The following is a 13,253-nucleotide window of genomic DNA, read 5'->3' as shown; positions in this document are numbered from 1 at the left end:
CTTCTAGCCCGTCCGGCGATTGAGGACGAGGCGCGAAGCGCCGACAAGCGGGGTCCAGGGGGCGCAGCCCCCGGTTTCGGAGAAGGGGCGGGACTGGGGCGCCCCCGCGAGGGCTCAACCCCCCGCCAGTTCCAGCTCCAGCAACCACTCCACCACCTCGGCCCGATGCCGCGCCTCGCGAGGGTCCGCTCCCCAGACGTACAACCCGTGCCCAGCCACCACCACCGCAGGCATCCCGGGCGACAACGCGGCCTCGAGCCGATCCCCGAGCACCTCCATGTCCTGACTGTTGCCGATCACCGGCAGGGTGACGGCCACCTCATGGGTGGGATGCCCGAGCCCCTTGAGCATCTCCAGGTCCCGGAAGGCGATGCCCTCCGGCCGCCGCCGCCCGAGCGCGACGGAGGCGACGGTGTGGACGTGGACCACGGCCCCCGCCCCGGTGAGCCGCACGACCCGCGCGTGCAGCGCGGCCTCGGCGGACGGCCGCCCGGCCCCGAGGGCGGCGCCCCGGTCGTCGGTGAGGACGACGTCGGAGGGGGTGAGCTCCCCCTTGTCGCGCCCGCTGGCGGTGACGGCGAGCCGTACGGGATCGCGGGAGACGACGACGGAGAGGTTCCCGGAGGTCCCCCGCATCCAGCCGAAGGAGGCGAACCGCGCGGCCTCGGCGGCGAGCACGGCCCCGGCCTCCTCGAGGTCCAGGTCGAGATTCACCTTCACGTCCATTCGTCCGTCCTCCGCTCAGAGAACAACTCGATCTCCCCGAAGGCGGCCGCCTCCGGATGCCCGCCGACCCCGGCGTCGAAGTACGGCTCCCCGACCCGCCGTACGCCCACGGTCCGCCACCCGGCGCCCCGCGCGGCGTCCAGCTCCCCGAGCCGGTCGGACAGGAAGAGGGTGCGCCCCGCCGGCACGCCGATCGCGGCGGTGATGGCGCGGTAGGAGCCGGACTCCTGCTTCGGCCCGGCGTTCTCGGTGTCGTACAGGCCGCTGACGAGCCGGGTGAGATCGCCCTCGGCGGAGTGCGTGAACCACGCGCGCTGCGCGGCCACCGACCCGGAGGAGTACACGTACAGGCGCAGCCCGGCGGCGTACCAGCGCCGCAGCACCGGAACCACGTCTTCGTAGAAGTGGGAGACGAGGTCCCCGAGGGCGAAACCCTCGGCCCAGAGGACGCCTTGAAGGGCCTTGAGGGGGGTCGCCTTGCGGTCCGCGTCGGCCCACTCGCCGAGGACCTTCTCGACGCGTGCCGCGTCCGCGTCCGGTTCGCCGATCTCCTCGCGGACCTGTGCCACGGCCCGCGCCACGACGGGCTCCTCGGCCCGCCGGGTCAGCAGCTCGCCGAACCGCTCGCGGGCGTAGGGGTACATGACGTCCACGACGAATCCGGTGGCGCTCGTGGTGCCCTCGATGTCGAGCACCACGGCGTCCACGGAGCCGGACGGGAGGCGCACGCTCACGCGGCGGACTCCGCGTACCCCGCGTGGATGGTGTCGAAGTCCGGGAAGCGCTCGGCGATGGGGCTGCCGGTGAAGTTGCCGATCCAGCCGTCCTCCTCGTGGAAGAAGCGGATGGCGGTGAACGACGGTGACGTCCCCATGTCGAACCAGTGCGTCGTGCCGCGCGGCACCCCGAGCAGGTCGCCCTTCTCGCAGTAGACGGCGTGCACTTCGCCGGCCGCGTGCAGATAGAAGATCCCGGCGCCCGCGACGAAGAAGCGGACCTCGTCATCGTCGTCGTGGGTGTGCTCGGCGAGGAACTTCTGCCGGGCCGCCTTGGCCTTGTCGGGCCAGCCGGGGTCGTCGCTCGGGTGCAGGGCGACGACGTCGACGGTCCGGAAGCCCTCTTCGGCGTTGAGTCGGTCGATCTCCGCGCGGTACGCGGCGAACACGGTGTCGCTGTCCGCGTCGGCGGGCACGTCCGCGCGGACCGGCCACTGTTCGTAGCGCACACCGAGGGGCGCGAGGGCGGCGGCGATCTCGGCGGGGTCGGCGGTGCGGCGCACGACGGTCGCGGGGCCGGACTCCGGCCATGTGGTGAGGAGGGTCATGGGTCACTCCAGGAGGCAGTGAGCGGTACGGGGAGCGGGGCCGGACGCCTGTACGGATCGTAGCCCGGCGCGGTCAGGGGTCACGAGGGGTCCCACAGCGTGGACGGCGCCTCGCGCCGCACCACCGGAGCGATCTCCTCCGCGAACCGCTGGAGGGTTTCGACCTGTTCGCCGCGCGACAGGCCGAAGCCGTCCACGGAGATCGACTGCAGATCGTGCCGGTACACCTCGTGGTAGCCGAGGATCTTGTCGATGATCTGCTGCGGCGAGCCGATGAGCTGCGGTCCGTCGGCGATGGCGTCCTCGATGGTGCGGAAGGGGGTGTTGTAGCCCGCCTTCCCTTCGAGGTGCGGCTTGAACGTCTGGCGCACCTTCGCCTCGTACAGGTCCCGGTAGCGGCTCACCGCCCGCTCCGCGCTGTCCGCGATGAGCAACCCGCCCGAGCCCGCCGCCACATGGGCGCGCGCCGGGTCGTGGCCGTGCGCCTCGAACCGCTCCCGGTAGTGCGCGATGAGCTTCGCGTACGCGGCGCGCGGCTGGATGGCGTTGGCGGTGAAGAGCGGATCGCCGTGCAGGGCGGCGAGTTCGGGGGAGTTGCGGGAGGTCGCGGAGCCGTGCCAGACGCGCGGCGGTCCCGCGTAGGGGCGCGGCACGGTCGTGACGTCCTTCAGGGCGGGCCGGAACTCGCCCGACCAGTCGACGTTCTCCTCCCGCCACAGCCGCCGCAGGAGTTCGTACTTCTCCTTCTGGAGGTCCCACTGACGGTCCTCGTCGAGCCCGAACAGGTCGAAGTGGCCCGCCTCGGCGCCCTTGCCGATCACCAGCTCCACGCGCCCGCGCGAGAGCTGGTCGAGCGTCGCGTAGTCCTCGGCGACCCGCACCGGGTCGAGGATCGCGACCACCGTCACGCCGGTCAGGAGCCGGATGCGGGAGGTGCGTGCCGCGAGCGCGCCGAGCACCACGGTCGGGCTCGACGACAGGAACGCGCCCGCGTGCCGCTCGCCCACCGCGTACGCGTCGTATCCGAGCCGTTCCGCCTCGACACCGACCTCGACGACGTCCTCGAACCGCTCGGCGGCGGAAGGGAGTTCACCGGTCAGGGGGTGGGGCGAGTGGGAGATGAGGGAAAGGACCTGAAACTTCATGCTTCAAATGTGCGCGCCGAACGTTGCGGCGGTGTGGCGGCGGCATGGCACACCTGGGCATGCGTAAGGGGCGGCCTCCATGGAGGCCGCCCCTTACCCACGCCGAGTGGGCGTCAGCTCTTCTTGCCCAGCAGGTCCTCGACCTTGCCACGGACCTCGTCCGTCGCCAGGCCCCGGATCGTCAGGGTCGTACGGCGACGCAGCACGTCGTCGGCCGTCTCGGCCCACTCGTTGTCACGGGCGTACACGACCTGCGCCCAGATCTCGGGGGCGTCGGGGTGGACGCGCTCGGCCAGCTCCGGGTTCTCGTTCGCCAGGCGGGCGATGTCGAACGACAGCGAGCCGTAGTGCGTGGCCAGGTGCCGCGCGGTGTCGGGCGCCATGCGCGGGCCGGGCGCCGGGCCGTCGACCAGGAGGCGGTGGGCGACCGCGCGCGGGTTGGCGATACCGGGCAGCGGCAGCTTCTTCGGCAGTTCGGAGATCGGCTCGTAGTCGTCACCGAGCGGGTGGCCGGGAAGGGCCTCCAGCTTCTTCATGACCGTACGGCCGATGTGGCGGAACGTCGTCCACTTGCCGCCCGCGACCGACAGCATGCCGCCGCGGCCCTCGGTGACGACCGTCTCGCGCTTGGCCTTGGAGGTGTCGCCGGGACCGCCCGGCAGCACCCGCAGACCCGCGAAGGAGTACGTGATCAGGTCCCGGGACAGCTGCTGGTCGCGGATGGAGAACGCGGCCTCGTCCAGGATCTGCGCGGTGTCGGACTCGGTGACGCGCACGTCCGCCGGGTCGCCCTCGAACTCCTCGTCGGTGGTGCCGAGAAGCAGCATGTCCTCCCAGGGCAGGGCGAACGTGATGCGGTACTTGTCGATCGGCGTGGCCAGCGCGGCCTTCCAGGGGGCGGTGCGCTTGAGGACCAGGTGGGCGCCCTTGGAGAGCCGGATGGAGGGGGCCGCGTCCGGGTTCTCCATCTTGCGCAGGTGGTCGACCCAGGGGCCGGTCGCGTTCAGGACCAGGCGGGCGTTCACACCGAACTCGGTGCCGTCTATCCGGTCCTTGAGGTCGGCGCCGGTGACCCGGCCGCCGGTGAAGCGCAGGCCGGTGACCTCGGCGTGGTTGAGGACGGCGGCGCCGGCCTCGGCGGCGGCGCGGACCGTCATCAGGGCCATGCGCGCGTCGTTCATCTGGTCGTCGCCGTACACGGCTACGGCCTTCAGGTTGTCCGTGCGCAGCTCCGGCACGTCCTGCGCCGCCTTGGCGGGGGAGAGCAGGTGGCCGACGCCGTCGCCGAACGCGGAGAGCGCCGAGTAGGCGAAGACGCCCGCGCCGAGCTTGGCGGCGCCGTGCGGGCCGCCCTTGTAGACCGGCAGGTAGAAGGTGAGCGGGTTGGCGAGGTGCGGTGCCACCTGGCGTGACACCGCACGCCGCTCGAAGTGGTTCTCCGCGACCAGCTTCACCGCGCCGGTCTGCAGGTAGCGCAGACCGCCGTGGAGGAGCTTGGAGGAGGCGGAGGAGGTGGCGCCGGCGAAGTCGCCGGCGTCCACCAGGGCCACCCTGAGACCCGACTGCGCGGCATGCCAGGCGGTGGAGATGCCCAGGATTCCGCCGCCGATCACCAGGAGGTCGTAGGACGCCTTGGACAGACGTTCCCGGGTCTCGGCGCGGCTCGGCGCGCTGCCGGCGGCCGGGGGCGTGCCGAGAGCCGGAAAGGCGGGGCCGCTCTGCAGGGTGGTCATGGTTGCTTAACTCCTCATCAGCTGAGCTGAGTGCGGTTCAGCTCTCGTCGTCCTCGAGCCAGCCCATGGTCCGCTCGACGGCCTTGAGCCAGTTCTTGTACTCACGGTCGCGGATGTCCGCGTCCATGCGGGGGGTCCACTCCGCGGCCCGGCGCCAGTTGGCGCGCAGGTCGTCGGTGGAGGACCAGAAGCCGACGGCGAGACCGGCGGCATAGGCGGCGCCGAGGCAGGTCGTCTCGGCGACCATGGGGCGCACCACCGGCGCGTCCAGGAAGTCCGAGAGGGTCTGCATCAGCAGGTTGTTGGAGGTCATGCCGCCGTCGACCTTGAGGGCCGCGAGCTCGACGCCGGAGTCCTTCGTCATGGCGTCGGTGATCTCGCGGGTCTGCCAGGCGGTGGCCTCCAGGACGGCGCGCGCGATGTGCGCCTTGGTGACGTACCGGGTCAGACCGGCGATCACACCGCGGGCGTCGGAACGCCAGTACGGGGCGAACAGGCCCGAGAAGGCCGGTACGAAGTAAGCGCCGCCGTTGTCGTCGACCGAGGACGCCAGCGTCTCGATCTCGGCGGCGGAGTTGATCAGGCCCATCTGGTCGCGCATCCACTGCACGAGCGAGCCGGTGACGGCGATGGAGCCCTCGAGGGCGTAGACCGGCTTCTGCTCGCCGATCTGGTAGCCCACGGTGGTGAGCAGCCCGGAGTACGAGTTGATGGCCTTCTCGCCGGTGTTCATCAGCATGAAGGTGCCGGTGCCGTACGTGGACTTGGCCTCGCCCTCCTCGAAGCAGGTCTGGCCGAAGAGGGCCGCCTGCTGGTCGCCGAGGGCGGAGGCGACCGGGATGCCGCCCAGGATGTCGCCGAGCTTGCCGCCGGTGACCTCGCCGTAGACCTCGGCGGAGGAGCGGATCTCGGGGAGGATCTGGGTCGGCACGCCGATGGACTCGGCGATGCGCTCGTCCCACTCCATGGTGTGCAGGTTCATCAGCATGGTGCGCGAGGCGTTGGTGACGTCGGTGACGTGCTTGCCGCCGTTCACCCCGCCCGTCAGGTTCCAGATGACCCAGGAGTCCATGGTGCCGAAGAGGATGTCGCCCGCCTCGGCGCGCTCGCGCAGGCCGTCGACGTTGTCGAGCAGCCAGCGGGCCTTGGGACCGGCGAAGTAGGAGGCCAGCGGCAGGCCCGTCTCGCGGCGGAAGCGGTCCTGGCCGACGTTGCGGCCGAGCTCCTTGCAGAGGGCGTCGGTGCGGGTGTCCTGCCAGACGATGGCGTTGTACACCGGCTCGCCGGTGTTCTTGTCCCACAGCAGCGTGGTCTCACGCTGGTTGGTGATGCCGATGGCCTTGATGTCGGCGCTGGTGATGCCGGCCTTGGAGATGGCTCCGGCGACGACTTCCTCGACGTTGGTCCAGATCTCGGTGGCGTTGTGCTCGACCCAGCCCGGCTTCGGGAAGATCTGCTCGTGCTCCTTCTGGTCGACGGAGACGATGCGCCCGTCGCGGTCGAAGACGATACAGCGGCTGGAAGTGGTGCCCTGGTCGATGGCGGCGATGAAGGGGCCGGCGGTGTGTGCGTCGGTCACGGTGTGCTCCTGAAGGTCCGTCGGGTTCTCGGCGTGGTCGGCTGGTCGCTCAGAACAGCTTGAAGATGTATGCGGCGAGAGCGCCGCCGATCAGCGGTCCGACGACGGGAATCCACGCGTACGACCAGTCGGAGCCACCCTTGTTGGGGAGCGGGAGCAGCGAGTGGACGACGCGCGGGCCGAGGTCACGGACCGGGTTGATGGCGTAGCCCGTGGGGCCGCCGAGCGAGAGGCCGATGCCCACCACGACGAGCGCGGTGATCAGGGCGCCGAGGACGCCGAGGCCGTTGCCGCCGTCGTTGAGGCCCTGGGTGAGGATCGCCAGGACGAGCACGGTCGTGGCGATGATCTCGGTGACGAGGTTCTGGGCGACGTTGCGGATCTCCGGACCGGTGGAGAAGACGCCGAGCACGGGGCCCGCCTTGGGCGCGGCCTTCAGGTCGACCATGCCCTCGTCACCGGACTTGGCGCCCACGATCTCCGGGTCCGTGAGGTGGGCCTGGAACTGGCCGTAGTACGTGGCCCACACGAGCACCGCACCGATCATGGCGCCGAGCAGCTGCGAGCCGAGGTAGATCGGCACGTCGCTCCACTTGGTGCCGCCGTCCACGGCCAGGCCGATGGTGACCGCCGGGTTCAGGTGCGCGCCGGAGACGCCGCCCGCGAGGTACGCGCCGGTCAGTACGGCGAAGCCCCAGCCGAACGTGATCGCGAGCCAGCCCGCGTCCTTGGCCTTCGAGCGCTTGAGCGTGACAGCGGCGCACACGCCACCGCCGAGCAGAATGAGCACGGCGGTACCGATGGTCTCGCCGATGAAGATGTCGGAGCTGGACACCCGCGACTCCTTTGTCCTTCGTCCAGGGAAAGGCGAACCCCGGGTCCCTCCGGTGGTCCGCGCCCTCAGGTGAGGGCGTTGCCGGCCCTGGCTTGCCCCACTGTAACGCGTAATGCCGTTAGGTGTTCGACAATGCCGACCGGTGGACGCGAGTCTGGCCGTGGGGTTACCAACACGTCAAGACTTCTGTTATTGAAAACACGATCGTTATTGATCGTTCTGGGTTATCGCCGCCGCCGCAACCAGGAGGGCCCCGAGTCGCGCCGGGTGCCGGGTCAGAACCGGCTCGCGCCCAGATCCCGGGAGACGGCCCGCGCGCAGTCCCGCACGGCCGCGATCAGCTCGGGCTTCATCTCGCCCGCGGGACACACCCGCTCCACGGCTCCCGTGATCCCCACCGCCCCCACCGGCATCCGGCGCCGGTCGTGGATGGGCGCGGCCACGGACGCGATCCCCTCCCAGGTCTCCTCCACGTCGGCCGCGTACCCCCGCGCGCGCGTGAGGTCGAGGACCCCCTCGAACGCCTCCGCCGCGCTCACCGTGTGCGCCGTGAACGACTCCCGCTCGGCCTCCAGGGCCTCGCTGTGCGCCACGGGGTCGTACGCCGCGAGCACCTTGCCGAGCGCCGTGGAGTGCAGCGGCTGCATGGCCCCCACCTCCAGGACCTGGCGGCTGTCGTCGGGCCGGAAGACGTGGTGCACGATCAGCACGCCCTGCTGGTGCAGGACGCCCAGGTACACGCTCTCGCCGCTGGAGCGGGCCAGGTCGTCGGTCCACACCAGGGCGCGGGCGCGCAGCTCGTGGACGTCCAGATAGCTGTTGCCGAGCCGCAGCAGCTCCGCGCCCAGCTGATAGCGGCCCGAGGCCGCGTCCTGCTCGACGAAGCCCTCCTGCTGGAGGGTGCGCAGAATGCCGTGGGCCGTGCCCTTGGCGAGGCCGAGGGCGGAGGCGATGTCCGAGAGGCCCAGTCGGCGCTCGCCGCCCGCGAGCAGGCGCAGCATCGCGGCGGCCCGCTCGAGCGACTGGATGTTCCGTGCCATCGCAGCCCTGTCCTCCATCCCGTGCCACGCACGCAAGTCCGCAGCGAACTCAAGAACGCATTCACCGTTCGACAATGCTGAACACTATCGGTCGTTGCCGACCTGTGGCTAAGGGTGCGCATACAGCGTTTCCGCCAGACGGGGTCGGGCGAACACTTCCGGCCACATGGCGAAGGGGTCCGCCCGCTGGGACGCTCTCACGGTGGGACCGGGGTCCCCGCTACCCTGGCCGGGTGCGGGTCCCCAAGGAACCCGCAAAGCCGACAGCCGTCGCACTCCAGGGAGCTCATTCATGGCCTCGTCGCCGACCCCCTCATCCGCTTCCACGGTGGACACCTCCGCCGGGAACCGGGCCGACGCCCTCCGCGAAGCACTGGCGACCCGCGTGGTCGTCGCCGACGGTGCGATGGGCACCATGCTGCAGGCGCAGGATCCCAGCCTCGAGGACTTCCAGAACCTCGAGGGCTGCAACGAGATCCTGAACATCACGCGCCCCGACATCGTGGCCTCCGTCCACCGCGAGTACTTCGCCGCCGGCGTCGACTGCGTCGAGACCAACACCTTCGGCGCGAACCACGCGGCCCTCGGCGAGTACGACATCCCCGAGCGCGTCTTCGAGCTCTCCGAGTCCGGCGCCCGCATCGCCCGCGAGGTCGCCGACGAGTTCACCGTCTCCACCGGCCGGCAGCGCTGGGTCCTCGGCTCCATGGGCCCCGGCACCAAGCTCCCCACCCTCGGCCACGCCCCGTACACCCTGCTGCGCGACGCCTACCAGCAGAACGCCGAGGGCATGATCGCGGGCGGCGCCGACGCGCTCCTGGTGGAGACCACCCAGGACCTGCTGCAGACCAAGGCCGCCCTCCTCGGCGCCCGCCGCGCCCTGGACGCCACCGGCGCCACCGTGCCGCTGATCTGCTCCGTCACCGTCGAGACCACCGGCACCATGCTGCTCGGCTCCGAGATCGGCGCCGCGCTGACCGCCCTGGAACCGCTGGGCATCGACATGATCGGCCTGAACTGCGCGACCGGACCGGCCGAGATGAGCGAGCACCTGCGCTACCTCGCCCGGCACTCCCGCGTCCCGATCCTCTGCATGCCCAACGCCGGCCTGCCCGTCCTCGGCAAGGACGGCGCGCACTACCCGCTGACGCCCCCCGAGCTCGCCGACGCCCAGGAGACCTTCGTCCGCGAGTACGGCCTGTCCCTGGTCGGCGGCTGCTGCGGCACCACCCCCGAGCACCTGCGCCAGGTCGTCGAGCGCGTCCGCGGCCTGACCCCGACCGCGCGCGAGCCGCGCCCGGAGCCGGGCGCGGCCTCGCTCTATCAGACTGTCCCGTTCCGCCAGGACACCTCGTACATGGCGATCGGCGAGCGCACCAACGCCAACGGCTCGAAGAAGTTCCGCGAGGCCATGCTGGACGCCCGCTGGGACGACTGCGTGGAGATGGCCCGCGACCAGATCCGCGAGGGCGCCCACATGCTCGACCTGTGCGTCGACTACGTCGGCCGGGACGGCGTCGCCGACATGCAGGAGCTCGCCGGGCGCTTCGCCACCGCCTCCACGCTGCCCATCGTCCTCGACTCCACCGAGGTGCCCGTCATCCAGGCGGGCCTGGAGAAGCTGGGCGGGCGCGCCGTCATCAACTCCGTCAACTACGAGGACGGCGACGGCCCCGACTCCCGGTTCGCGAAGGTCACCGCGCTCGCCCAGGAGCACGGCGCCGCCCTGATCGCCCTCACCATCGACGAGGAGGGCCAGGCCCGCACCGTCGAGAACAAGGTCGCCATCGCCGAGCGCCTCATCGAGGACCTGACGACGAACTGGGGCATCCACGAGTCGGACATCCTCATCGACACCTTGACCTTCACCATCTGCACCGGCCAGGAGGAGTCCCGGGGCGACGGCATCGCCACCATCGAGGCCATCCGCGAGCTGAAGAAGCGCCACCCCGACGTCCAGACCACCCTCGGCCTCTCCAACATCTCCTTCGGCCTCAATCCGGCCGCCCGCGTGGTCCTCAACTCGGTGTTCCTCGACGAGTGCGTCAAGGCGGGCCTGGACTCCGCGATCGTGCACGCCTCGAAGATCCTGCCGATCGCCCGCCTGGAGGAGGAGCAGGTCAAGGTCGCCCTCGACCTGATCTACGACCGCCGCCGCCCCCAGCAGGGCGACGAGCCCGCCTACGACCCCCTGCAGCGGCTCATGGAGCTGTTCGAGGGCGTCAACATGAAGTCGATGAAGGCGGGCAAGGCCGAGGAACTCCTCGCCCTGCCGCTGGAGGAGCGGCTGCGGCGCCGCATCATCGACGGCGAGAAGAACGGCCTGGAGGCCGACCTGGACGAGGCGCTCGTCGACCGGCCCGCCCTGGACATCGTCAACGACACGCTCCTGGAGGGCATGAAGGTCGTCGGTGAGCTGTTCGGCTCCGGCCAGATGCAGCTGCCGTTCGTGCTCCAGTCCGCCGAGGTCATGAAGACCGCGGTGGCCCACCTGGAGCCGCACATGGAGAAGTCCGACGCCGAGGGCAAGGGCACCATCGTGCTCGCCACCGTGCGCGGCGACGTCCACGACATCGGCAAGAACCTCGTCGACATCATCCTGTCCAACAACGGCTACAACGTGGTCAACCTGGGCATCAAGCAGCCCGTCGCCGCGATCCTCGACGCCGCCCAGGAACACCGCGCCGACGTCATCGGCATGTCGGGCCTTCTGGTCAAGTCGACCGTGATCATGAAGGAGAACCTGGAGGAGCTGAACCAGCGCCAGATGGCCGCCGACTACCCGGTCATCCTCGGCGGCGCCGCGCTCACCCGCGCCTACGTCGAACAGGACCTGCACGAGATCTACGAGGGCGAAGTCCGCTACGCCCGCGACGCGTTCGAGGGCCTGCGCCTGATGGACGCCCTGATCGCCGTCAAGCGCGGCGTGCCCGGCGCCACCCTGCCCGAGCTCAAGCAGCGCCGTGTCCCCAAGCGCGACACGCCCGCCGTCGAGGTCGGCGAGCCCGAGGGCCCCGCCCGCTCCGACGTCTCGACCGACAACCCCGTGCCCACGCCCCCGTTCCGCGGCACCCGCGTCATCAAGGGCATCCAGCTCAAGGAGTACGCCTCCTGGCTGGACGAGGGCGCGCTGTTCAAGGGCCAGTGGGGCCTCAAGCAGGCCCGCGTCGGCGACGGACCGACGTACGAGGAGCTGGTCGAGACCGAGGGCCGTCCGCGTCTGCGCGGCCTCCTCGACGAACTACAGACCAAGAACCTCCTCGAAGCCGCCGTCGTCTACGGCTACTTCCCCTGTGTGTCCAAGGGCGACGACCTGATCATCCTGGACGAGCAGGGCAACGAGCGCACCCGCTTCTCCTTCCCGCGCCAGCGCCGGGGCCGACGCCTGTGCCTCGCCGACTTCTTCCGCCCCGAGGAGTCCGGCGAGACCGACGTCGTCGGCCTCCAGGTCGTCACCGTCGGCTCGAAGATCGGCGAGGCCACCGCCGAGCTGTTCGCCGCCGACGCCTACCGCGACTACCTGGAACTGCACGGCCTGTCCGTGCAGTTGGCCGAGGCCCTGGCCGAGTACTGGCACGCCCGCGTCCGCGCCGAACTGGGCTTCGGCGGCGAGGACCCGGCCGATGTCGAGGACATGTTCGCGCTCAAGTACCGCGGCGCCCGCTTCTCCCTCGGCTACGGCGCCTGCCCCGACCTGGAGGACCGCGCCAAGATCGCCGAACTCCTCCAGCCGGAGCGGATCGGCGTGGAACTCTCGGAGGAGTTCCAACTCCACCCCGAGCAGTCGACGGACGCGATCGTGATCCACCACCCGGAGGCGAAGTACTTCAACGCGAGGTGATCGAGCCCGCCCGGCTCAAGGTGATCGAACCCGTCCGGCTCGAGGTGATCGAGCCCGTCCGGCGATTGAGGACGAGGCGCGAAGCGCCGACAAGCGGGGGCAAGGGGGCGCAGCCCCCATAGCGGCGCCCGCCCCGGCAATATCGCAGCGCGAGTTCGGCGCCGGGAACGTACACTGGTCGGTCCAGCTCTCAGGCCGGTCCCCCTTGGGGGACCGGCCTTCTCGTCCCTCATGGAGGTGTGCCCGATGACCAGTACGGTTCCCGCCCTCGGTACCCGAACGGCCGAAGGATCCGCTCTGCAGGCCGTTCTCCTCGACATGGACGGAACCCTCGTCGACACCGAGGGCTTCTGGTGGGACGCCGAGGTGGAGGTCTTCGCGGCGCTCGGGCACACCCTCGACGAGTCCTGGCGCGACATCGTCGTCGGCGGCCCCATGACGCGAAGCGCCGGCTTCCTCATCGAGGCCACGGGCGCCGACATCACCCTCGCCGAGCTGACCGTGCTGCTCAACGACGGCTTCGAGGACCGCATCAGCCGCACCCTGCCGCTGATGCCGGGCGCCGCCAGACTGCTCGCCGAACTCGCCGCCCACGACGTGCCGACGGCGCTGGTCTCCGCCTCGCACCGGCGCATCATCGACCGGATCCTCGGCTCCATCGGCACCCACCACTTCCGCCTGACCGTGGCGGGCGACGAGGTGGAGCGCACCAAGCCGCACCCCGACCCCTATCTGATCGCCGCCGCCGGCCTCGGTGCCGAGCCCGGCCGCTGCGCCGTCATCGAGGACACCGCGACCGGCGTGGCCGCAGCCGAGGCCGCGGGCTGCCGGGTCGTGGCCGTCCCGTCCGTCGCGCCGATCGCCCCGGCCGCCGGCCGCACCGTCGTGCCCACGCTCGAACACGTGGACCTGCGGTTCCTGCACGGCCTGATGAGCCTCTGAGAAGAGTGCCCGAACGGGCATGACGGCCGGTGAACCAGCCTCGGGTGGCTGAAATGCCCGGGGCATACGGCCAGTTGAAAGTGTGACG

The 13,253-nt window shown here is 70.8% G+C and carries 10 protein-coding genes; 2 read left to right on the top strand and 8 right to left on the bottom strand.

Features of this window, described 5'->3' with window-relative positions; all coding sequences use genetic code 11:
• Positions 1–114 precede the first annotated feature (114 nt).
• The 8 genes from mtnB to ACFVHO_RS35865 form a co-directional block, all read right to left on the bottom strand.
• Positions 115–726: a methylthioribulose 1-phosphate dehydratase gene (gene mtnB, locus ACFVHO_RS35900; protein ID WP_385724256.1), complete on the bottom strand. Its 612-nt coding sequence runs from the start codon at positions 724–726 to the stop codon at positions 115–117.
• On the bottom strand, positions 717–1,460 hold the full coding sequence (gene mtnC / locus ACFVHO_RS35895) for an acireductone synthase (RefSeq protein ID WP_385724254.1): 744 nt from the start codon (positions 1,458–1,460) through the stop codon (positions 717–719). The genes mtnB and mtnC overlap by 10 nt, the downstream gene beginning before the upstream one ends.
• Complete coding sequence (locus tag ACFVHO_RS35890) at positions 1,457–2,050, bottom strand: acireductone dioxygenase (protein WP_385724252.1); 594 nt, start codon at positions 2,048–2,050, stop codon at positions 1,457–1,459. Before ACFVHO_RS35890 ends, mtnC begins: the two co-directional genes overlap by 4 nt.
• An 80-nt stretch (positions 2,051–2,130) precedes the next feature.
• Positions 2,131–3,195: an LLM class flavin-dependent oxidoreductase gene (locus ACFVHO_RS35885; RefSeq protein WP_385724249.1), complete on the bottom strand. Its 1,065-nt coding sequence runs from the start codon at positions 3,193–3,195 to the stop codon at positions 2,131–2,133.
• Positions 3,196–3,308: 113 nt separating this feature from the next.
• On the bottom strand, positions 3,309–4,928 hold the full coding sequence (locus ACFVHO_RS35880) for an FAD-dependent oxidoreductase (RefSeq protein ID WP_385724246.1): 1,620 nt from the start codon (positions 4,926–4,928) through the stop codon (positions 3,309–3,311).
• A 37-nt stretch (positions 4,929–4,965) separates the two neighbouring features.
• Positions 4,966–6,507, bottom strand: a complete 1,542-nt coding sequence (glpK, locus tag ACFVHO_RS35875) for a glycerol kinase GlpK (RefSeq protein WP_030356227.1) — start codon at positions 6,505–6,507, stop codon at positions 4,966–4,968.
• A 49-nt stretch (positions 6,508–6,556) separates the two neighbouring features.
• Positions 6,557–7,342, bottom strand: a complete 786-nt coding sequence (locus tag ACFVHO_RS35870) for an MIP/aquaporin family protein (protein ID WP_385724243.1) — start codon at positions 7,340–7,342, stop codon at positions 6,557–6,559.
• Between the two features lie 275 nt (positions 7,343–7,617).
• Positions 7,618–8,382, bottom strand: coding sequence for an IclR family transcriptional regulator (locus tag ACFVHO_RS35865; RefSeq protein ID WP_385724240.1), 765 nt, complete (start codon positions 8,380–8,382; stop codon positions 7,618–7,620).
• Positions 8,383–8,674: 292 nt separating this feature from the next.
• Here ACFVHO_RS35865 and metH point away from each other — a divergent pair, with 292 nt between their 5' ends.
• Both metH and ACFVHO_RS35855 read left to right on the top strand, forming a co-directional pair.
• Complete coding sequence (metH, locus tag ACFVHO_RS35860) at positions 8,675–12,223, top strand: methionine synthase (RefSeq protein ID WP_385724237.1); 3,549 nt, start codon at positions 8,675–8,677, stop codon at positions 12,221–12,223.
• Positions 12,224–12,469: 246 nt separating this feature from the next.
• Positions 12,470–13,165 carry an HAD family hydrolase gene (locus ACFVHO_RS35855; protein WP_385724234.1) on the top strand — a complete coding sequence of 232 codons (696 nt, stop codon included), beginning with the start codon at positions 12,470–12,472 and terminating at the stop codon, positions 13,163–13,165.
• Positions 13,166–13,253 lie beyond the last annotated feature (88 nt).

Origin of the sequence: Streptomyces sp. NPDC127108, assembly GCF_042677545.1 — a bacterium.
GTDB lineage: Bacteria > Actinomycetota > Actinomycetes > Streptomycetales > Streptomycetaceae > Streptomyces.
This window is presented reverse-complemented; position numbering and strand designations above follow the sequence as displayed.

Coding starts and splice junctions, on each gene's coding strand:
- mtnB (WP_385724256.1), bottom strand. CDS start 726: ATGGACGTGAAGGTGAATCTCGACCTGGACCTCGAGGAGGCCGGGGCC.
- ACFVHO_RS35885 (WP_385724249.1), bottom strand. CDS start 3,195: ATGAAGTTTCAGGTCCTTTCCCTCATCTCCCACTCGCCCCACCCCCTG.
- metH (WP_385724237.1), top strand. CDS start 8,675: ATGGCCTCGTCGCCGACCCCCTCATCCGCTTCCACGGTGGACACCTCC.
- ACFVHO_RS35890 (WP_385724252.1), bottom strand. CDS start 2,050: ATGACCCTCCTCACCACATGGCCGGAGTCCGGCCCCGCGACCGTCGTG.
- ACFVHO_RS35880 (WP_385724246.1), bottom strand. CDS start 4,928: ATGACCACCCTGCAGAGCGGCCCCGCCTTTCCGGCTCTCGGCACGCCC.
- ACFVHO_RS35865 (WP_385724240.1), bottom strand. CDS start 8,382: ATGGCACGGAACATCCAGTCGCTCGAGCGGGCCGCCGCGATGCTGCGC.
- ACFVHO_RS35855 (WP_385724234.1), top strand. CDS start 12,470: ATGACCAGTACGGTTCCCGCCCTCGGTACCCGAACGGCCGAAGGATCC.